Consider the following 19,074-nt stretch of genomic DNA (forward strand, 5'->3'; position numbering starts at 1 on the left):
CACACGCTGGTCGTGCGCCGACGGTCCCGATGGCGCTCCGGGCCCGGACGGTGGAACGACGCCATGGCGGGCGTCACCGGTGCTGGTGACGCCTGCGCCGAGGGGGTGCGCGGTGCTCACCGCAGCCAGGGCGTCCGCCGGACGATCGGCAGCCTCGCCCACACCCGGCCCAGGCCCCAGGTGTCGCCGGCGTTGACCAGGGCCAGGACCGCCAGCACCGCCGCGTAGATCAGGTGGTCGTCCATGAAGGGGTTGTTCTCCGGAGGCAGGACGGCGGCCCACATCATGACCAGCAGCAGCCCACCGGCCACGGCGGCGACCCGCATGCCGATGCCGAGCAGCAGCGCTACACCGATCCCGGCCAGGCCGGCCATGAAGAGCCAGTCCGCCCAGGCGGCACCGGCGATTCCGGCGTAGAGATCCTTGAACGGGCCGGTCACGCCGAAGGCCAGAAATCCCTTGGTGGGGCTACCCCCGTTGATCCAGGCGTTCTTCGACTCGGTGGCCATCCCGAGGCCGAACATCTTGTCGATGAAGGCCCAGAGGAAGATCCAGCCGAGTGCCAGCCGGGTGCCGGCCAGGATGTACCTGACGGCCCGTTCGTGAGCGGTGCCGGCCTTCGCAGCGGTGTTCTCGGCGGTGACCCGCTCGATCGTCGCGATCATGGTCCCCACGTCCCTTCTCAGCTTCGCACCGCGCTTCCCGGTGGCATCTCCAGTGGACGCCCACGGCGTTCTCGGCGGCAGGGCCGACAGACCGCAACCGCTCGGGACGTTCGACCCCCTTCGGTTCCGGCGGCGCCGCTCGCCGCCCCCACTGGTAGCTGTCAGATCGTCGTCGTGGGGCCCGACCCGACTTTGTTGGACCGTCCGATACCGGGTGGGGCGTTCACCTAGGCTCGGAAAGGGCCGGCCGGCCCTGGTGACGGGCGGTGCACCGTGGTCGATGCGGAGGGCGTCGGTGGCTGAGGCGACGGTCGCGGTTCCGCTGTGGGCGTGGGCGGCGGTCGGCGCGGTGATCGCGGTGCTGCTCGCCGTGGACGTGCTCCTGCACCGGGACAACCACGTCATCGAGCTCCGCGAGGCGCTGCTGTGGAGCGCCGTCTGGATCGGCGCGGGTCTGCTGTTCGGGCTGGTCGTCTGGTGGGGCCTCGGCGGTGACCCGGCCATCGCGTACTTCTCCGGCTACCTGCTGGAGAAGGCGCTCTCGGTGGACAACGTGTTCGTCTTCGCGCTGCTCTTCGGCTACTTCCAGGTGCCGCCGGGCTACCAGCACAAGGTGCTGTTCTGGGGTGTCGTGGGGGCGCTCGTCTTCCGGCTGCTGTTCATCTTCGCCGGCGCCGAGCTGCTGGACCGGCTCGCCTGGGCCGGGTTCGTGCTGGGCGCGTTCCTGATCTGGACCGGCTGGCGGTTGGCCGTACGCGGGAAGCCGGACGTCGACCCGGAACGCAACGTCGTGGTCCGGCTGTTCCGGCGGCTGGTGCCCACCGACGCCCGCTATCACGGCGACCGGTTCACCGCCCGGGTGGCCGACCGGCGGGTGGCGACGTTGCTGCTGGTGGCGCTCGTCGCCATCGAGGCCACCGATGTGGTCTTCGCCATCGACTCGGTGGCGGCGATCCTCGCCATCACCACCAACACCTTCCTGGTCTGGACGGCCACCGCGTTCGCCGTCCTGGGGCTGCGCAGCCTCTACTTCTGCCTCGCCGGCCTGCTGCGGCACTTCGGCTACCTGCGGTACGGGCTCGCGCTGCTACTGGCGTTCGCCGGGCTGAAGCTGATCCTCGCCGAGACGCCGGTCGGCAAGCTGCCGGTCTGGTTGACCCTGGCCGTGGTGCTGCTGACCCTGGCGGTGTCCATCGGCGCCAGCACCCTGGCCGCCCGCCGCCGAACCGACGGCTGAGCCGCTGGCCGGGGCCGCCAGGCCGCGTCCGGATCCGCCGGGCGGCGGCCGGGGTCAGCCGACCAGCACCGGCCGGGACAGCTGGTCGGCGAGCAGCGCGGGCGCCTCGGCCAGGGACGGGCCGTACCAGGTGAGGTGCCGCCCGGAGAGCAGGGCGCACGGTACGCCGCGGAACGCCTCCGGCCCGTCGTCGGCGGTGAACCGGTACGGCTCGTCGGGCAGCACCACCAGGTCGGGCTCTCGTTCGCGTAGTTCGCTGAGGGTCGGGCGGGGATAGCGTTCGGGGTGCTCGTCGTAGGTGTTCAGCACGCCGAGGCGGCGCAGCACGTCACCGGCGAACGTGTCGCCGCCGAGCACCACCCACGGCCGACGCCAGACCGGCACCACCGCGCGGCGGGTCGTCGTGAGCCGGGGTGGCGTGGCCCACGCCCGCCGGGCGGCCCCCAGCCAGGCCGGCTCGGTCGGCGCGCCCAGTTCGGTCAGCAGGTCGCCCAGCTCGGTCAACGCGCCGGGAACGGTCCGCGGATAGGTGACCCGCACCGGTACGCCGGCCGCCCGCAGCGCGTCCGCGTCGGCCCGGCGGTTCTCCTCCACGTTCAGCAGCACCAGGTCCGGCCGCAGCGCGCGCACCCGGTCCAGATCGGGGTACTTGCTGCCGCCGACCCGGGCCACGTCGAGCCCGATCGGGTGGCTGCACCAGTCGGTGGCTCCGACCAGCGCTCCCGGCAGGGTCAGCGCCACCGCCTCGGTCAGGGACGGCACCAGCGACACCACCCGCACCCGCGTACCTCCGTTCGCCCGACACCGATCATGCCCCTCGGGTCGTCGGCGGGTCAGGGGTGGCCGGGCTCGATGCGGGCGGTCACGTCGAGGTGCGCGGGCTGGCAGTCGGTCGTCGCCGCGAATCGGCGGACCGCGGCGCGAACGTGCTCGCGTACGCCGGCGGCCGGCGCGTCGGCGGTGAGGTCCACCCGGATCCACACGTCGGGGTGCGGTGGCGCGCCGGTGAGCACCACCCGGGCCCGGCGTACCCCGGGGTTGCCGGTCAGGTCGCGCACCAGCGCGTCGGCGAGAACGTCGGTGGCCAGCCGGGTTCGGCCCGGCCGGCGTCCGGGGTGGCTCAGGGTGCCGCGCAGCGTGCCGTCCGGGCCCCGCAGCTCCCGGGTCAGCAGGCGTTGCCCGGCCAGCGCGATCAGCGCTCCGGCGACGGCCGCGGCCAGGGTGCTCCACGGCGCGGCCAGTCGCCACCGGTCGACCAGCTCGGCGCTGAGCAGCGCCGCCGCCGGGTCAGCGCCGGGCAACGTGCCGAGGCTGGCCGTCAACGCCGCCGCGCCGCCCGCCACCAGCAGCAGCGCGATGATGGTCCACAGCAGTCGGTGCCCGGCGTTGGTCACGCCGGCCGTCGCCGAGGTAGCAGCCGGACGTCGATCCGGGCGGGGCGGGGCGCGGTGAGGTGCCGCAACTCCTGGTGCACGGCGAACTCGATCTCCGCCCGGGCCGCCGGGTCACCGGTCGCGCGCACCCGGGGGCGCCACTGGCCGCCGCGCCGTCGGACCCGGACCCGGGCGCGGCGGACGCCCGGCACCGCGCTCGCGGCGTCAGCGAGGCGCCGTTCCACACAGCGCCGGTGCAGGTACCAGCCGTCGCGCTCGTCGGCGCGCAGGCGGACCGGCGTCCAGCGGCGCAGCTGGGCGGCGAGGATGGCCAGGCCCAGCAGGAGAGCCCCGCCGGCCACGGCCCGGACGGTGGGGTCGCGCCAGCGGGTGCCGCTCAGCGCGTCGATCCAGCCGGTGGTGTCGAGCGGCGTCGGTCGGTGCAGGGCGAGCAGCAACGCCTGCACGGCCGCCGCCGCGCCGCCGAGAAGCAGGGCGGTGGCCAGCAGCAACGAGGCGACCCGGTTGGCGGTGCGCATCTCAGCCGTCCTCCGCTGTGGCGGTGCCGGCGCCGGCGGAGTCGACGCCGGGGACGAGCAGGTCGTCCACGGTGACGGTCACCACCGCCACGCTGAGCCCGGTCTGGGCGGCCACCCGGTCGGTGACCACCGCCCGGACCGTTTCGGCGATCGTCGGCACGCTGTGCCCGTACCAGGTGATGAGGTGCAGGTCGAGTGCGACGGACCGGTCGTCCAGGCGAACCGCCGCCGGGCGGACGACGGACACGCCCGGCACGAGGCTGGCCGCCTGCACCGCGATCCGCGCGACGTCCGCCGTGTCACCCGGGCGGCGCTCCGGACCGGTCGTCCCGGCGGCCAGTCCGGTGCTGGGGTTCGTCCCCGCGGACGGGCGGGTGGTCATCGACGCCGCCGAGCGTCGGCGCGGCGGTCGCCGAGACCGGTCACCGCGAGGTCGCCGTCGAGCACCCGGACGACCAACCAGCCGAGCAGGCCAGCGAGCACGGCGAGGGCGGCCACGCCGACGCCGGCGAGCGCCCAGACCGCCACGGCGAGGAACCCGGCGAGGAAGCCGAACTGCTGTCGCGACATGGTCACCTCCGGGCCGGTCCGGTACCGGCGGTCGCTGGATACACCCGGCGGCCATCCCTGGAACGTCGGCGCTGCTGTGATCCCGGTCACATCAGAAGTCGGTGGCCCATGATCGACCACCTAGACTCGTCCCGGCTCGACCGACCGGCGGATGGATCAGGCAGATGACGAGCACCGGGAGCAACGACCGCGGCTGGCTGCGGGCGATGCCCGCCGAGGCGGGGCGCGACGCGCTGCTCAGCCGCGCCGGTCACCGGGTCCTGTCGGCACGCCGGCTCAGTGACCTGGTCCAGGGCCGCCCACCCGGTGTCACCGGCAGCCAGTGGACCTCGGCGAGCCGCACCAGCTTCGACTTCGTGGTCTACGCCGCCGACACCGGCCACCCGGTCGTCGCCGTGGAGATCGGCCCGGTGCCGTCCGCCGGCTCGGCGGAGCAGCGGGTGGAGCGACTCAAGGACGCGGTGAGCGCAGCCGTCGACCTGCCCGTGCTGCGGATCGGCTCGCCGACGCTGAGCGCCGCAGAGCACGGCCGTCGTCTGGTCGAATACGTGATCGACGCGCGCACCTACGCGGCGGGCGGCGCCGGGACCACCGCCGCCGGGACCGAACCGGCGCCGGTGGGCTTCCGGGACATCCTGGGCCGGTTGCCGGGCGGGCGTACCGGGGCGGTCAACGACCTCGGCGCGCTGACCCGCGCGGCAGCGGTCGAGGCGTACGTGTCCGGGCAGGTGGCCGACCCGATCGTGCGAGGACTGCACGTCCGCTGGGTGGACGGGCCGGCGCAGGGGTGGAGTTGGGTGCAGGTACGCCCCGATGCGTGCCTCATCGAGCAGGTCTCGGTGACCGAACACCGTTTCTCCTGCGGCATCGACGCGGCCCGGCTGGCCGAGGATCTCGCCGCCGTCGCCGTGGGGGAACGACTGCGGGACAACGCCGTCGCCGACCTGCCGTCGCGCGCCGAGTGGACCGCGCAGATCGCCGCGCTGAGCCAGCGCCGCCACGAACTGGTCGGCGGCTTCGCGTTCGACCACCTCTGCGCCGACTGACCAGGCCCGTTTCACCTGCTGATCCCTGCTCCGCACCGGCTCCGTGTCGGGTCGCGGCAATTTCCTGTGCGTCTGTTGAACCTTCCCGGCCGCCGCCCCGTACTCCTGCGCGAATGAACAGGATCTCCCCATCCGCGTCCACCGGGCGCGGGAGACGGTGCGGAAAGGGCATCGTCGGCCATCGACGCATTACCGGGTAGGTCACGGTGGGTCGCCACCGCGGCGTGCCAACTCACATCCGTCGGTCCGCCGAGGGCAGAAATCCACTACCGGATCGAGAAGGAGAGCAATTCGATGCGCAGGTCCACTCGGGCGCGCCGGCCTTCCGGCAACGCGCGGAGCAAGCGTCTGCTGGCAGTTGTCGGCACGCTCGCGGTCTTCGGCGGAGTTGTCGCCGTGACTCAGATTTCGTCGGCCCAGGACCGGCGGACAAATAAGCCACGTCCGGCTTCCGGGCAGTGCGTGGAGCCGAGCCCGGGCGCGACCGCGCCCACTGGCGACGGCTCGACCAGCCGGACCTGGCAGAACGGTCGGTGGGTGCGTAATCACTGGGGTGACGGACAGCAGTCGGTCCCCGAGTGCGAGGACGGCAAGGACGGCACGGTGGGCACCGGCACGGCCATCGCCTGTCCGGATGTGGCGGCCAAACTGCCGCAGGTGCCGAACCGGGCGCGGGCCGAGGTGGACCGCAATCTCGCCCAGTTGCAGACCCAGATCGCCGAGGCGGACCGCCGACTCGCCGCCGAGGGCAACAAGGGTGAGGCGTTCATCCGCAGCGCGATCCTCCAGCCGTTGGCCGGCAAGCGCCGCGCCGTGCTGGACCGGATCACGACCGCCATCGACCGGGCCGGACCCCGGCCGCAGGGCCTCGCGCAGCTCGCCGAGTGCCAGGTGCAGCCCACCGGCGGCACGGGCGGCAACAACGGTGGCGGCACCACGCCAACCACCACCCCCGGTGGCGGCAACAACGGCGGCGGCAACAACGGCGGCGGCGGCAACAACGGTGGCGGGAACAACGGCGGTGGCACCGAGCCCGGCGCCGGGCTCGGCGTGCTCGCCAACGACTGCGACGAGAGCCAGCTCCAGCCGCACGACGGTTTCCAGAACGGCAACCGCTGCGTGAGCACCGAGTTCGGTGAGGTCGGCGCGGCGGCCAACAACCCGTCGCTGCTGATCACCCAGTTCCCCGAGCAGGTCGGCCAGAACCAGCCCTTCACCCTGCGGGTCAGCACCCGCAACCTGGTCCGGGACCGCTTCCTGGCCGCCGGTCAGGGTGGCTACTACGTGGAGAGCTCGCTCCTCAACGACCAGGGCCTGGTCCGCGGCCACTTCCACACCGCCTGCCGGATGCTGGACAGCCTGACCGCTCCGCCGGAGCCGCAGGAGGTGCCCGCGTTCTTCGTCGCGACCGAGGACGGTCGCGGCGGCGCCCAGCCCGACGAGGTGACGATCCAGATTCCGGGCCTGCCGGAGTCCGGTACCGCCCAGTGCTCCGTCTGGGCCGGTGACGGCTCGCACCGCCTGCCGATGATGGAGCGGGCCAACCAGACCCCCGCCTTCGACTCGGTGCGCATCGACGTCAACTGAGCTGACGTACAACGGCGGCCGGCCACCCGGGGCGACAACCCGGGGTGGCCGGCCGCCGCGTCGCTTCGGGTACCCGGACAAACGACGGGGCCCCGCCGTTTCCGGCGGGGCCCCGTCGAGTCGCGTCAGCGGCTCTTGTACGCCTCGACGACCTCAACCGGGATCCGGCCGCGCTCGGAAATCTTGTAGCCGTTCTTGACGGCCCATTCCCGGATGGCCCGGTTCTGCTCCCGATCCATTCCCGCGCCGGCGGGTCGCCCCGGCCGCCGGACTGAACGGGCGCTCTCCACCGGGCCGCGCCCGATCCGCCGACCCGCATTGATGTACGGATCGAGCGCCTTGCGCAGGACGCCGGCATTCTCGTCGGAGACATCGATCGTGTAGGCCACGCCGTCGAGACTGAACTCAACCGTCCGGTCGGCCTTCCCACCGTCGAGGTCGTCGGTCAGGACCGTGATTACTTTTCTCGCCATTGCCGATTACTCCCTGTGTGCGGCGGGATGTGTCCAAAGTCTGACCTATCACCCCGGTAATCCGCAACAATATGCCTTCCATTCATTCGGCGCGTCGCGATTCCGTTACCGAGCAAAACCGTGAATCGGTTCGGTGGCGAGGCTTCATTCCGCGAGGATGCCGCTGTGACCGGCGATGGCAGCCGCCTCGGCCCGGTTCGAGACCCGCAACTTGCGCAGCAACGCGGCGGTCATCCGTTTCACCGTCCGTTCGGAGACGTGCAGTTCTTCGGCGATGTCGACGGTGCTGCGGCCGACGGCGATCGCCCGCAGCAGGCGCCGTTCCTCGCCGTCCAGGTCGACGGGCGTGGAGCGCGTGGGCCGCAGCACGGCGCGCAGCAGTTCGGCCGGCAGCACCGCCCAGCCGTCGAGGATGGCCAGTAGCGGGGGCAGCAGTTCCTCCGGTTCGCTGGTCTTGGGCAGGAACCCCTCCGCGCCGGCCCGCAGCGCCTCCACCGCTGGCCCGGGGTCGGTGGAACCGGACATCGCGACCACCCGTACCCGTGGGGTGGTCCGCCGGATCGCGGCCACCGCCCGGATGCCGCCGGGCGGCGGCATGTGCAGGTCGACCAGGGCCAGGTCGGGGCAGTAGTTGCTGACCAGGGCCGCCGCCGAGGCGGCGTCGCCGGTCGAGGCAACCACCTCGGCGCGGCCGTTTGTGGTGATCGGAAGCAGCAACTCCAGGCCGCGGACGAAAAGGGGGTGATCGTCCACGACGACGAGTCGCAAGGTGGAGGCTCCCGGCATGTCTGCGCCGTTCCCCAGCGGGTACCGATCATGCGGGTTCGCACCCAACGAGAGGAGTCGGGTGGATGCGCGTACGGCACGGTTTGCGGGACCTGCTGCGAGGGTTGCGCCCCATTGAGCCGACACCCGGCGAGAGGCCACCGACGGCGGCGGATTCGGAGTTGCTCCTGCGGGTGTTGTGCCACGAGTTCCGGACGCCGATCAGCACCCTGACCTCGCTGACCCGCGCGCTGGCCGACGAGCGTCGCGAGCTGACCGGGGACGACCGGCGGGCGCTCAGTGAGCTGGCCCGCGACCAGGCCGCCCACCTCCAGAGTTTGCTGCGCGACGCGACCGCCGGCACCGGCGTGCTGACGCCGACTCCGCAGCCGGAGCCGGCCGTCGCGCTGTCGGGCATCCTGCGGGAGGCCGCCGCGCTGGTGCCGGTCGGCCGTCGGCGGGCGCGGGCCACCCGGCGGGCGGCCTCCTGCCCGGTGCCGGCCGGACGAACCCGACAGGTACTGGTCAACCTGGTGCAGAACGCGTTGCGGCACGGGCCGCCGGACGGGCAGGTCGGGCTCTACGCCACCCTGCGTGGCCCCAGCCTGAGCATCCTGGTCACCGACGAGGGTCGGGTCGACGATTCGCTGCTGGTCGCGCTGCGGCGTCCGGCGCCGGCCGTCGGGATGTCCGGTCTGGGCCTGTGGATCGCGCGACAGCTCCTCGCGACGGACGGGGGAGCGCTGCGGGCGCACCGGCTACGGCCCCGTGGAGTGGCGCTGGAGGTGTTGCTGCCGATGGCTCGCCCGGTGCGCTGACCCGGGCGGGACACCGGTTGGCCCGCTCGGGTCATCGGGGCGGGAACGGCCTCGCTACCTATTTCCGGTACCGAGGAGGTTGGATGTTCAGCCACGTCAAGGATCTGCAGTTCGAGGCCAAGCCGGACGGCCCGGACGCGGCGTTCGCCCGCCGTTTGCAGGAGGTGTTGGGCGGCAAGTGGGGCGAGATGACGGTCGCCAACCAGTATCTCTTCCAGGGTTGGAACTGCCGACTGCCCGGCAAGTACAAGGACCTGCTGCTCGACGTCGGCACCGAGGAGATGGGCCACGTCGAGATGATCGTCACGATGATCACCCGGCTGTTGGACAATGCGCCGCTGTCGCTGACCGAGGGGATCGCGGAGGACCCCGGAGGTGCCGCGACCTACGCCGGTGAGAACCCGGCGCACTTCATCCACGGCGGTGGTGGGGCCCTGCCCACCGACTCCAACGGGGTGCCCTGGAACGGCGCGTTCATCACCGCCAGCGGCAACCTGTTGGCCGATTTCCAGCTCAACGTCACCGCCGAGGCGCAGGGTCGGCTCCAGGTCGCCCGGTTGTTCCACATGACCGACGACCCGGGCGTCAAGCAGATGCTGCGCTTCCTGCTGGCCCGCGACACGATGCACCAGAACATGTGGCTGGCGGCGATCGAGCAGCTCAAGGAGGACGGGCTGGAGGAGATGCCGGTGCCGGAGGCGTTCCCGGACTCGGGTGAGTTCACCGAGGAGTACGGCTACACCTACCTGGGTTTCTCCTCTGGCACCGACGCCGCCCAGGGGCGCTGGGCGTCCGGGCCCTCGCCGGACGGCAAGGGTGAGTTCCGGTACGACGACAACCCGCGGGCGAACGCGCCGGAACCGGTGCTGCCTCCGGGTGACCCTCGGTTGTACGGCACCAACCCGGGGGTGGCCGGCTCGGTGGTGAACACGGTGAAGAGCAAGCTCACCTGAGGTGCCTCGTCGGGTCGCCCGCCGGTCCCGGGCGACCCGACGGACCGGGCGGAAGAGTGGTCTGGGTCACAGGCCGGAACAAGGGGAACGCTTTGTTACTTGAGTGAGACACGCTCAACTCAACGCGATAGCAGGTGTTCGATGGCAACTCTTCCGGTACTTCCCCTGACCGACGCCGTGCTGCTGCCCGGCATGGTCATCCCGGTGACCCTCGACCCCACCACCCAGGCCGCGATCGACGCGGCGCGTGCGACCGGCGACCGCAAGCTGCTGGCCGTGCCGCGCATCGACGGCGAGTACGGCCCGGTGGGCGTGGTCGCCACCATCGAGAAGGTCGGCCGGCTGCCCGAGGGTGAGCCCGCCGCCGTCATCCGTGGCCTGTCCCGGGCCCGGATCGGCTCCGGCGTGCCCGGGCCCGGCGCCGCCCTCTGGGTCGAGGCGACCGAACTCGACGAACCCGCCTACGCCGGTCGGGCCCGGGAACTCGCCCGCGAGTACCGCGCCCTGGTGACCTCCGTGCTCCAGCAGCGGGGCGCCTGGCAGGTCATCGACGCGGTGGAGCGGATGACCGACCTCTCCGAGTTGGCCGACTCGGCCGGTTACGCGCCCTGGCTGACGCTGGAGCAGAAGAACGAGCTGCTCGCCGCACCGGACGTCACCGCCCGGCTGGAGCTGCTGGTCGGCTGGGTGAAGGACTACCTGGCCGAGCAGGAGGTCACCGAGCAGATCAACAGTGACGTCCGCGAGGGGCTGGAGAAGTCCCAGCGCGAGTTCCTGCTGCGCCAGCAGTTGGCCGCGATCCGCAAGGAACTGGGCGAGGACGAGCCGGACGGCTCCGCCGACTACCGGTCCCGGGTCGAGTCCGCCGAGCTGCCTGACAAGGTACGCGAGGCGGCCATGCGCGAGGTCGGCAAGCTGGAGCGGGCCAGCGACGCCTCCCCGGAGGCGGGCTGGATCCGTACCTGGCTGGACACCGTGCTCGAGATGCCGTGGGGCACGCGTACCGAGGACAACACCGACCTGGCCGCCGCCCGGGCGGTGCTCGACGCCGACCACGCCGGCCTGGCCGACGTGAAGGACCGCATCCTGGAGTACCTGGCGGTGCGCAACCGGCGTGCCGAGCGCAACCTCGGTGTGGTCGGCGGTCGCGGCTCCGGCGCGGTGCTCGCCCTCGCCGGTCCTCCCGGGGTGGGTAAGACCAGCCTCGGCGAGTCCGTGGCGCGGGCGCTCGGGCGTAACTTCGTCCGGGTCTCGCTCGGCGGCGTCCGCGACGAGGCGGAGATCCGCGGGCACCGGCGCACCTACGTGGGGGCGCTGCCCGGCCGGATCGTCCGCGCGTTGCGCGAGGCCGGTTCGATGAACCCGGTCGTGCTCCTCGACGAGGTGGACAAGCTGGCCGCCGGCTACGCCGGTGATCCGGCCGCCGCCCTGCTGGAGGTGCTCGACCCGGCCCAGAACCACACCTTCCGGGATCACTACCTGGAGGTCGACCTCGACCTGTCCGACGTGCTCTTCCTGGCCACCGCCAACGTGGTGGAGTCCATCCCCGGCCCCCTGCTGGACCGGATGGAGCTGGTCACCCTGGACGGGTACACCGAGGACGAGAAGGTCGCCATCGCCCGCGACCACCTGCTGCCCCGGCAGCGGGAGCGGGCCGGGCTGACCGTCGACGAGGTCAGCGTCGCCGACGAGGCTCTCGCGCTGATCGCGGGGGAGTACACCCGGGAGGCCGGCGTCCGGCAGCTCGAGCGGGCCCTGGCCAAGATCCTGCGCAAGGTGGCGGTGACGTTGGCGACGGACCCGACGCCGGCACGCGTGGGCACCGACAACCTCACCGGCTACCTGGGTCGGCCGAAGTTCACCCCGGAATCGGCCGAGCGCACCGCCGTGCCCGGCGTGGCCACCGGCCTGGCCGTCACGGGCGCCGGTGGGGACGTGCTCTTCATCGAGGCGACCAGCATGGAGGGCGAGCCGGGGCTGACCCTGACCGGCCAGCTCGGTGACGTGATGAAGGAGTCGGCGCAGATCGCGCTCTCCTACCTGCGCTCCAACGGGCGGCGGTTCGGCATCGACCCGAACGCCCTGGCGGGACGCCGGATCCACGTCCACTTCCCGGCGGGCGCGGTGCCCAAGGACGGTCCGAGCGCCGGCATCACCATGGTCACGGCCCTGGCGTCGCTGGTCACCGGCCGTCCGGTCCGCCCCGAGTTCGGGATGACCGGTGAGGTGACGCTCTCCGGTCGGGTGCTGCCGATCGGTGGGGTGAAGCAGAAGCTGCTCGCCGCGCACCGGGCCGGCCTCACCGAGGTGATCATCCCGGCGCGCAACGAGCCCGACCTGGACGACCTGCCGGCCGAGGTGCGCGAGGCGTTGACAGTGCACACCCTGGCCGACGTGGCCGACGTGCTCGCCCTGGCGCTGCGCCCGGCCGACGTGAAGACGCTGGACGGTCCGGCGCTCTTCGCGGTCTGACGCTCCGACCATCCGGGCCCCCGCCGTCTTGCGACGGCGGGGGCCCTTTCGGTACGCGGGGGAGGTCTACTGTCTCGTCTGCACCGTCAACCACCTCTCCGCCGCGAGGCGGCCCCCTGGAGGAACCCCCGTGAACGTGGTGCTCTGGATCATTCAGATCCTGCTCGCCGCCGTCTTCGCCGGCGTCGGGCTGGCCAAGCTGACCCAGCCCAAGGAGAAGCTGAACGGCGTGATGCGGTGGGTGGACCCGGTCCCGCCGTCGCAGGTCAAGGCGCTCGGCGCGGTCGAGCTGCTGGCCGCCGCCGGGCTGGTGCTGCCCGCCGCCACCGGCGTCGCCACAGTGCTCACCCCGCTCGCCGCCGTCGGGCTGGTCATCGTCATGATCGGCGGCATCCTGGTGCACCTGCGCGACCGGAAGCAGCAGACCACCCAGGACGGGCGTCGCACCGAGATCCAGGGCGCGATCACCTGCGCGGTGCTGCTCGTCCTCGCCGCCGTGGTGGCCTGGGGCCGTTTCGGCCCGTACGCCCTCTGATCCGCGCCGGCGACCGTCGTACTCCGGCGGTCGCCGACGGCGTGCTCAGCGCTCGTCGCCGCCGCGGTCGCGGCGCACGGTGGCCTTGCGGCCCTTGATCGTGCTGGAGCGCAACCCGGAGATGACCTCGTCGGCCACCCCCTGGGGCACCTCGACCAGTGAGAACCGGTCGGCGATCTCGATCGAGCCGATGTCCCGGCCGCGGATGCCGGTCTCCCCGGTGATCGCGCCGACCAGATCCTGCGGGCGTACCCCGGCGCGTCGACCCAGGCCGACGAAGACCTGGACGGTGTTGCCGCCAGCGGAGCGCGGCCGGCCCCCGCCCCGCCGGTCGCCGCCCCGGCCGCCGGTCTCCGGCCGACCCTCGCGCGGCCCACGGACCGGAACCTGCGGGATCTCCTCCTCGTCGTCGGAGCCCGGCGACGTCACCTCGTGGGCCAGCTTCACGGCGGCGAGGGCGACCTCCATCAGGTCGAACTCGTCGGTCAGGGTCTCCACGATCACCCGGAACGGGTCCAGGTCGTCCTCCAGCAGGCTCTCCCGCAGGGCCGCCTGGGTCAGCTCCAGCCGCCGGGTACGCATGTCGGCCACGGTGGGGATCTTGTCGATGGTGATCCGCTGGCCGGTCACCCGCTCGATGGTCTTGAGCATCCGGTGCTCACGCGGCTCGGCGAGGGTGATCGCCACGCCCTCGCGGCCAGCCCGGCCCACCCGACCGATCCGGTGCACGTACGACTCGGGGGCGGACGGCACGTCGTAGTTGACGACGTGGGTCAGCTGCTCGACGTCCAGCCCACGGGCCGCCACGTCGGTGGCCACCAGCAGGTCGGCGGTGCCCGCCCGCAGCCGGCCCATGACCCGGTCGCGCTGCTCCTGGCTCATGCCGCCGTGCAGCGCCTCGGAGCGGTAGCCCCGACCGTTCATCGTCTCGGTCAACCGGTCGACCTCTTCCCGGCTGCGGCAGAACACGATCGCCGCGGTCGGGGACTCCACGTCCAACACCCGACCCAGCGCGGCCGGCTTGTGCGCTCGGGTCACGATGTACGCGCTCTGCCGCACCCGGGGCGCCTCACCCGCTACCGTCTGCTCCCGGCCGATCTCGATCCGCACCGGTTCGCGCAGGTGCTGGCGGGCCATCCCGTCGATGCGCGACGGCATGGTGGCCGAGAAGAGCACCGTCTGACGCTCCGCCGGAGCATGCTCCAGGATCGCCTCGATGTCCTCGGCGAAGCCCATGTCGAGCATCTCGTCGGCCTCGTCGAGCACCACCGTGGCCAACCCACCGAGGCGCAGGGTGCCCCGGGCGATGTGATCGAGGGCCCGCCCCGGGGTGGCCACCACCACGTCGACACCGTGGTCCAGTGCCCGCAGCTGCCGCCCGATCGGCTGCCCACCGTAGATCGGCAGCACCCGCGCACCCAGGTCCTTGCCGTAGCGGTGGAACGCCTCGGAGACCTGCACCGCCAGCTCCCGGGTCGGCACCAGCACCAGGGCCACCGGGTCGCCGCCCTGGCGGTGTGCCGCCATGAGGTTCAGCAGTGGCAGCGCGAACGCAGCCGTCTTGCCGGTGCCGGTGGCCGCCTGACCCAGCAGGTCCCGACCCTCCAGCAGCGGTGGGATAGCCTCCCGCTGGATGGGGGTCGGCTCCTCGTACCCGAGGGCGGAGAGCGCGCCCAGCAGCTCGGCGCGCAGCCCGAGCTCGGTGAAGGCGCTCACCTCGTCGGTGCCGTCGGGGGTGGCGTCAATCGGTGCTTCGTGCTGTGCAGGTGCGGAACTCATGTGCCAAGCCTTTCATCACGCCGTCCGGGCCGTTGCGGCGACCGCCACAAGAGCTGTCTCCGGGCTCGTGCTGCGGCTGTTCCATGATCCCGGCGGCGGCCTCGGTCAGGCGTCGGTGGTCAGGATGGCCAGCACCATCACCGCGGCGAGGGCCACGTCGAGCACCGCGCAGAACTCGGCGTAGCCACCCGGCACCACCCGGCGGTTGCGGTGGTGCGCCAGGTCCCAGCCGGCGTGTGCCAACCACCCGAACGCCACCAGCCAGTCGGCGGCCCGCCCGCCGGCCATCACCGCGACCAGCGTCAGGGCGACCCAGACGGCCAGACCGGCGAGTTGGGTGGCGAGCACGCCCCGCCCGCCCAGCGTGCGGCGGGCCACGCCGATCACCAGGTAGCCGACGGGCAGCACCAGCATCGTCCACGGGCTGAGCACGCTCGGGTCGACCCACATGTCCACGGTCATCAGCAGCGCCAACCCGGTCGGCCAGCGGTGGGCGAGCGCCACCACGACCCGGTGTCGGCGTACCGGCGCCGACGCCTCGTGCCGGTGTCGGACCGCCACCAGTACCATCGCGGGGATCATCAGCAGGTGACCGCCGAGCAGCAGCGCGTCGGCGTCGATCACGCCGGCCCGGAACGGCACGAGCAGCAGCAGGAACGGGACGTACATCGCGGCGGCCATCTCGCCAACCGCGTGCCAGCGGTGCGCCCGGTAGCGCATCCCCACCGTCATCCCGACGGTCATGTTCGTGGCCATCACCAGTGCGGCGATCTCCGGCCGGGCCAGCGCGTCGCCGATGCCCGCAGCGGTGCCGGCCAGCTCCCACAACGGCCCGAGCAGCAGCATCCCGGCGACCATCGCCAGGGCCATCTCGCCCAGATGCCACAGCAGCCGCCGTTTGCTGCTGGCCGGTGCCGAGGCCGCCGGTGCCGCGGTGGTCGGTGTCGGGGCCGAGGGTGCCGGCTCGTCGGTGGGCAGGGGCGCGGGCGACGGTACGGCGGTGAGGCTGTCCGCGTACATCTGGTTGTTTTCCATGCCTCGACCCTGCCGGTGTCCCCGGTGTGGCCGGCAGACCCGTTCGTCACGGGAAATCCGTGCGGACCGCACGGCCCGACCGTGACAGTTCGCAGGGGTGGACCGTGCGCCGGGCGGTCCTAGGATCGGTGCGTGGCGAGCGAGGCGGTGACTCCCCGGGCGGACCGTCGGCTGCGCCGCGCCCGGTGGGCGACGCTGGTGTCGCTGGCCACCGGCGTGTGGGCGAGCGTCCTGCTACCGGCGGTCGGCCTGACCCGCGAGCCCGACCCGGGTCGGGTGACGCTCGGCGCGGTCGGCATCCTCGCCTTCGTGATCGCCCAGACCGCCGTCCTGTACGCGGCCGTGACGCCGTGGCTCGACCCGCGCTGGCGGCGTCGGGCCGAGCTGAGCCTGGTCGGGGTGGCGGTGCTGACCGTTCCGCTGGTGGGCCCGGTGGCGGCCGGCAGGTGGCCGACCTGGGCCTGGCTCGGTGCGGCGCTGATCGGCATGACGCCGCTGCTGGTGCGCTGGCGAGCCGCGCTGGCGGTCGCTGTCGGCGTCCTGGCGGTGGCGGTCGCGGTGGCCTGGTGGACCGGCGGTTCCGTTCCGCGCCACCTCGCCGTGACCGGTGGGATCGGCGTGGCCGTGGCCGCCGTCAACGGGCTCCAGGTCTGGTTCTGGGACCTGCTCGTGGAGGCCCGGCAGGGCCAGACCGCCCAGGCGCGGCTGGCCGCCGCCGAGGAGCGGCTGCGCTTCGCCCGCGACGTGCACGACGTGCTGGGGCACCGCCTCACGGTGATCGCGTTGAAGGCCGAACTCGCCGCCCGACTCGCCCCGGTCGACCCGGAACGGGCCGGGCGCGAAGCCGCCGAGGTGCAACGGTTGGCCGCCTCCGCGCTGAGCGAGGTACGGGAGACCGTGCACGGCTATCGGGCCGTCGACCTCGACGAACAGCTCACGGCGGTGGTGGGGGTGCTGCGCTCCTGCGGGGTGCGGTGCACCGTTCTGCCACTGCCGGCGGACCTGCCGCAGCGCGCCGCCATCGAGCTGGCTGCGGTGCTGCGCGAGGCGAGCACCAACGTGTTGCGGCACAGCCGGGCCGACTGGTGCCGGATCCACATCGATCGGGAGGATGACGTGGCCAGGATGACGGTGGCCAACGACGGCGCCGACGACCGTGGCCCGGACGCGCACAGCCACGGCCTGCGCGGGCTGGCCGACCGGCTCGCCGCCGCCGGGGGCGAGCTGCGGGTACGCCGGGAGGACGCGATCTTCACCCTCGAAGCCACAGTGCCGGCGCCGTCGTGATCCGCGTCCTGCTCGCCGACGACGAGGACCTGATCCGGGTCGCCGTCGCCGCGCTGCTCGGCCTGGAACCGGACATCGAGGTGGTGGCACATGCCGCCGATGGAACGACAGCCGTCACCGCGGCGCTGGCGCACCGCCCGGACGTGGCAGTGGTGGACCTGGAGATGCCCGGCCTGGACGGCATCGCGGTAGCCGCCGAGCTGACCCGGGTCCGACCCGACTGCGCGGTGGTCGTGCTGACCGGCCACGGTCGTCCCGGGCACCTGCGCCAGGCGTTGACCGCCGGCGCCCGGGGGTTCCTGCCCAAGGGCTCGCCGGGTGGGGCGCTCGCCGACGTGATCCGTCGGGTGCACGCCGGAGGTCGCTACGTCGACCCGTCGCTGGCCGCCGACGCGTTGACCCTGCCCCCGTGCCCGCTGACCCCTCGGGAACTGGAGACGCTACGGCTGGTGGAGGTCGGTGCCCCGGTCGCGGTGATCGCCCGTCGGGTGCACCTGTCCACCGGAACCGTGCGCAACCACCTCTCCGCCGCCGTGCAGAAGCTCGGCGCCGCCGACCGGGCCGAGGCGGTGCGCACCGCCCGGGACAACGGCTGGCTCTGACCGTCGACACCGGCGGCGCGCCTCGGTGGGGGTGGCGCGGAGCTTCCGGCTAGCGTGGGCGCGTGCGTACGGTGGAACTGGTCTGCTCGCCCGGCCTGGAGGTCGCGGTTCGGGCGGTCTGGGGTCGGCTGGCTGCCGCCGGGCTGCCCAGCCTGGCCCGCAACATCCATCCGACCAACCGGCCGCACCTCACCCTCGCCGCCGTCGACGAGGTCCCAGCGGGGGTCGAGCACCGCCTGGCCGAGTTGTTCGACGCCGCGCTGCCGGTGCCGGTGACGCTCGACCGCGTCGTCGTCCTCGACGGCAGCGCTCCGCTGGTCTGGCTTGTCCGACCCACCCCGGCGCTGACCGCGCTGCACGCCGCCGTCTGGGACGTTCTCGCCGACGCCGACGGACACCGTCCGTGGCACGCGCCGGAGGTGTGGGTTCCGCACCTGAGCCTGGCCCTGCGGTTCCGCAACGCGGACCTGCGGTTGGCTCGTGCCGTCGCCGGTGGGCAGCGCCCGACGGGCGACTTCGACGCCGCGCGCAGCTACGACGGCACGGACAGGTCGGTGACCGCGCTGACCCGGCTCCGCTAGTGTCAGCGCCTCATTGTCCGAGCGGGGGGATCCGGGTGCGGGACAGGCAGCGGCCCGGGCCTCAGTTGCTGCCCCCACCGCCATCGCCGCCTCCGCCATCGCCCCCGCCGCCACCGCCGCCTGCACCGCCGGCGTAGCCGTGACGGCCGTCGTTGAAGGGCAGATCGCCGCGAATGCCGGGTGGTTTGGGCCGCTTGCCCGGCCCTGCGAGGTGTTGCAGGCAGACCCGGCCGGAAACCGGGAAGCATTCGCCTCGGCCCCCGCAGTCGGCCAGGTAGCGGTTGCCATCGGGGATGTGCAGTTCCTGGTCCACCCGGAACAGCAGCGGAAGGCCGTTCGGGCCGCACCCCTCGTCCCGGCGCCCGTGGCTCAGCGTGGTGAGCAGCAGGGACCGTCGATTGTCGTCGGTCGTGTCGCCGCTTGTCGCGGACCTTGGCTCAGGGTGCGGGGGGCGTCCGAACGCGGTGTCGCAGAACGTGGCGTAGTCCCGCGTGTGCAGGGTCAGTTCCTGCCACAGATCGTTTACGACCACCGAGGGCATCGACAGCTTCGCGTTGGGCTGGCGGGCGATGATCCGGAACCACTGCCGGGTGGCGGTCTCGACGAGAACGATGTCGCCGTCGCTGAGGTGGGGGTACCGATTTCGTAGGTGCTCACGCCCGCTGGCAGGAAAGTGCAGGTCGGACACGGCGCGGAGTCGGCGAGGGGTGCGGTCGCTTCTGAACTTCGTCCAGATCATGCGGTTGCTTCTATCCGC

At 72.8% G+C, this 19,074-nt stretch carries 21 protein-coding genes; 10 read left to right on the forward strand and 11 right to left on the reverse strand.

Going from position 1 to position 19,074, the window contains the following annotated elements; translation table 11 throughout:
• Positions 1 to 116: 116 nt before the first annotated feature.
• On the reverse strand, positions 117 to 674 hold the full coding sequence (locus tag ACQRWP_RS10205) for a hypothetical protein (protein WP_430502004.1): 558 nt from the start codon (positions 672 to 674) through the stop codon (positions 117 to 119).
• A gap of 271 nt (positions 675 to 945) precedes the next feature.
• On the opposite strand from ACQRWP_RS10205, the gene ACQRWP_RS10210 reads away from it, so the two are divergent.
• On the forward strand, positions 946 to 1,902 hold the full coding sequence (locus ACQRWP_RS10210; RefSeq protein ID WP_430502005.1) for a TerC/Alx family metal homeostasis membrane protein: 957 nt from the start codon (positions 946 to 948) through the stop codon (positions 1,900 to 1,902).
• Between the two features lie 54 nt (positions 1,903 to 1,956).
• Here ACQRWP_RS10210 and ACQRWP_RS10215 read toward each other — a convergent pair whose 3' ends face one another.
• Genes ACQRWP_RS10215 through ACQRWP_RS10235 form a run of 5 tightly spaced genes read right to left on the reverse strand, consistent with a single transcriptional unit; the run spans position 1,957 to position 4,384 of the window.
• Entirely contained in the window at positions 1,957 to 2,682 is a 726-nt protein-coding gene (locus ACQRWP_RS10215; protein ID WP_430502006.1) for a helical backbone metal receptor, read from the reverse strand.
• Positions 2,683 to 2,735: 53 nt separating this feature from the next.
• Entirely contained in the window at positions 2,736 to 3,296 is a 561-nt protein-coding gene (locus tag ACQRWP_RS10220; RefSeq protein ID WP_430502007.1) for a hypothetical protein, read from the reverse strand.
• On the reverse strand, positions 3,293 to 3,814 hold the full coding sequence (locus tag ACQRWP_RS10225; protein ID WP_430502008.1) for a DUF6286 domain-containing protein: 522 nt from the start codon (positions 3,812 to 3,814) through the stop codon (positions 3,293 to 3,295). Before ACQRWP_RS10225 ends, ACQRWP_RS10220 begins: the two co-directional genes overlap by 4 nt.
• A gap of 1 nt (position 3,815) precedes the next feature.
• A complete protein-coding gene (locus tag ACQRWP_RS10230) occupies positions 3,816 to 4,196 on the reverse strand; it encodes an Asp23/Gls24 family envelope stress response protein (RefSeq protein ID WP_430502009.1) in 381 nt (126 codons plus the stop codon).
• Entirely contained in the window at positions 4,193 to 4,384 is a 192-nt protein-coding gene (locus tag ACQRWP_RS10235) for a hypothetical protein (protein WP_146754562.1), read from the reverse strand. The genes ACQRWP_RS10230 and ACQRWP_RS10235 overlap by 4 nt, the downstream gene beginning before the upstream one ends.
• A 164-nt stretch (positions 4,385 to 4,548) precedes the next feature.
• Between ACQRWP_RS10235 and ACQRWP_RS10240 the strand changes: the two genes are divergently transcribed.
• Both ACQRWP_RS10240 and ACQRWP_RS10245 read left to right on the forward strand, forming a co-directional pair.
• A complete protein-coding gene (locus tag ACQRWP_RS10240; protein WP_430502010.1) occupies positions 4,549 to 5,430 on the forward strand; it encodes a hypothetical protein in 882 nt (293 codons plus the stop codon).
• Between the two features lie 294 nt (positions 5,431 to 5,724).
• Positions 5,725 to 7,017, forward strand: coding sequence for a hypothetical protein (locus ACQRWP_RS10245; protein ID WP_430502011.1), 1,293 nt, complete (start codon positions 5,725 to 5,727; stop codon positions 7,015 to 7,017).
• A 125-nt stretch (positions 7,018 to 7,142) separates the two neighbouring features.
• On the opposite strand, the gene ACQRWP_RS10250 is transcribed toward ACQRWP_RS10245, so the two are convergent.
• Both ACQRWP_RS10250 and ACQRWP_RS10255 read right to left on the reverse strand, forming a co-directional pair.
• Positions 7,143 to 7,490, reverse strand: a complete 348-nt coding sequence (locus tag ACQRWP_RS10250; RefSeq protein ID WP_088989485.1) for a histone-like nucleoid-structuring protein Lsr2 — start codon at positions 7,488 to 7,490, stop codon at positions 7,143 to 7,145.
• 144 nt (positions 7,491 to 7,634) lie between these two features.
• Entirely contained in the window at positions 7,635 to 8,258 is a 624-nt protein-coding gene (locus ACQRWP_RS10255; protein WP_430502012.1) for a response regulator, read from the reverse strand.
• A gap of 83 nt (positions 8,259 to 8,341) precedes the next feature.
• Between ACQRWP_RS10255 and ACQRWP_RS10260 the strand changes: the two genes are divergently transcribed.
• From ACQRWP_RS10260 to ACQRWP_RS10275, 4 genes are all read left to right on the forward strand, one after another.
• Positions 8,342 to 9,073, forward strand: a complete 732-nt coding sequence (locus tag ACQRWP_RS10260; protein ID WP_430502013.1) for a sensor histidine kinase — start codon at positions 8,342 to 8,344, stop codon at positions 9,071 to 9,073.
• An 83-nt stretch (positions 9,074 to 9,156) separates the two neighbouring features.
• Entirely contained in the window at positions 9,157 to 10,026 is an 870-nt protein-coding gene (locus ACQRWP_RS10265) for a manganese catalase family protein (protein ID WP_210784870.1), read from the forward strand.
• 141 nt (positions 10,027 to 10,167) lie between these two features.
• On the forward strand, positions 10,168 to 12,498 hold the full coding sequence (gene lon, locus ACQRWP_RS10270; RefSeq protein ID WP_430502014.1) for an endopeptidase La: 2,331 nt from the start codon (positions 10,168 to 10,170) through the stop codon (positions 12,496 to 12,498).
• 130 nt (positions 12,499 to 12,628) lie between these two features.
• Positions 12,629 to 13,033 carry a DoxX family protein gene (locus ACQRWP_RS10275; RefSeq protein ID WP_430502015.1) on the forward strand — a complete coding sequence of 135 codons (405 nt, stop codon included), beginning with the start codon at positions 12,629 to 12,631 and terminating at the stop codon, positions 13,031 to 13,033.
• 45 nt (positions 13,034 to 13,078) lie between these two features.
• Here the strand turns inward: ACQRWP_RS10275 and ACQRWP_RS10280 are convergent, their stop codons facing one another.
• Together ACQRWP_RS10280 and ACQRWP_RS10285 are read right to left on the reverse strand one after the other, a co-directional pair.
• Positions 13,079 to 14,812 carry a DEAD/DEAH box helicase gene (locus tag ACQRWP_RS10280; protein WP_430502016.1) on the reverse strand — a complete coding sequence of 578 codons (1,734 nt, stop codon included), beginning with the start codon at positions 14,810 to 14,812 and terminating at the stop codon, positions 13,079 to 13,081.
• 105 nt (positions 14,813 to 14,917) lie between these two features.
• A complete protein-coding gene (locus ACQRWP_RS10285) occupies positions 14,918 to 15,847 on the reverse strand; it encodes a hypothetical protein (protein ID WP_430502017.1) in 930 nt (309 codons plus the stop codon).
• A 132-nt stretch (positions 15,848 to 15,979) separates the two neighbouring features.
• Between ACQRWP_RS10285 and ACQRWP_RS10290 the strand changes: the two genes are divergently transcribed.
• The 3 genes from ACQRWP_RS10290 to ACQRWP_RS10300 all read left to right on the forward strand — a co-directional run bounded on the left by ACQRWP_RS10290 (position 15,980) and on the right by ACQRWP_RS10300 (position 18,317).
• A complete protein-coding gene (locus ACQRWP_RS10290) occupies positions 15,980 to 17,134 on the forward strand; it encodes a sensor histidine kinase (RefSeq protein ID WP_430502018.1) in 1,155 nt (384 codons plus the stop codon).
• Complete coding sequence (locus ACQRWP_RS10295; protein ID WP_430502019.1) at positions 17,131 to 17,736, forward strand: response regulator transcription factor; 606 nt, start codon at positions 17,131 to 17,133, stop codon at positions 17,734 to 17,736. Before ACQRWP_RS10290 ends, ACQRWP_RS10295 begins: the two co-directional genes overlap by 4 nt.
• 62 nt (positions 17,737 to 17,798) lie before the next feature.
• Entirely contained in the window at positions 17,799 to 18,317 is a 519-nt protein-coding gene (locus tag ACQRWP_RS10300) for a 2'-5' RNA ligase family protein (RefSeq protein ID WP_430502020.1), read from the forward strand.
• Between the two features lie 61 nt (positions 18,318 to 18,378).
• Here ACQRWP_RS10300 and ACQRWP_RS10305 read toward each other — a convergent pair whose 3' ends face one another.
• Positions 18,379 to 19,056: a hypothetical protein gene (locus ACQRWP_RS10305; protein ID WP_430502021.1), complete on the reverse strand. Its 678-nt coding sequence runs from the start codon at positions 19,054 to 19,056 to the stop codon at positions 18,379 to 18,381.
• Positions 19,057 to 19,074: the final 18 nt, after the last annotated feature.

Origin of the sequence: Micromonospora trifolii, assembly GCF_050516465.1 — a bacterium.
Lineage (GTDB): Bacteria > Actinomycetota > Actinomycetes > Mycobacteriales > Micromonosporaceae > Micromonospora > Micromonospora trifolii.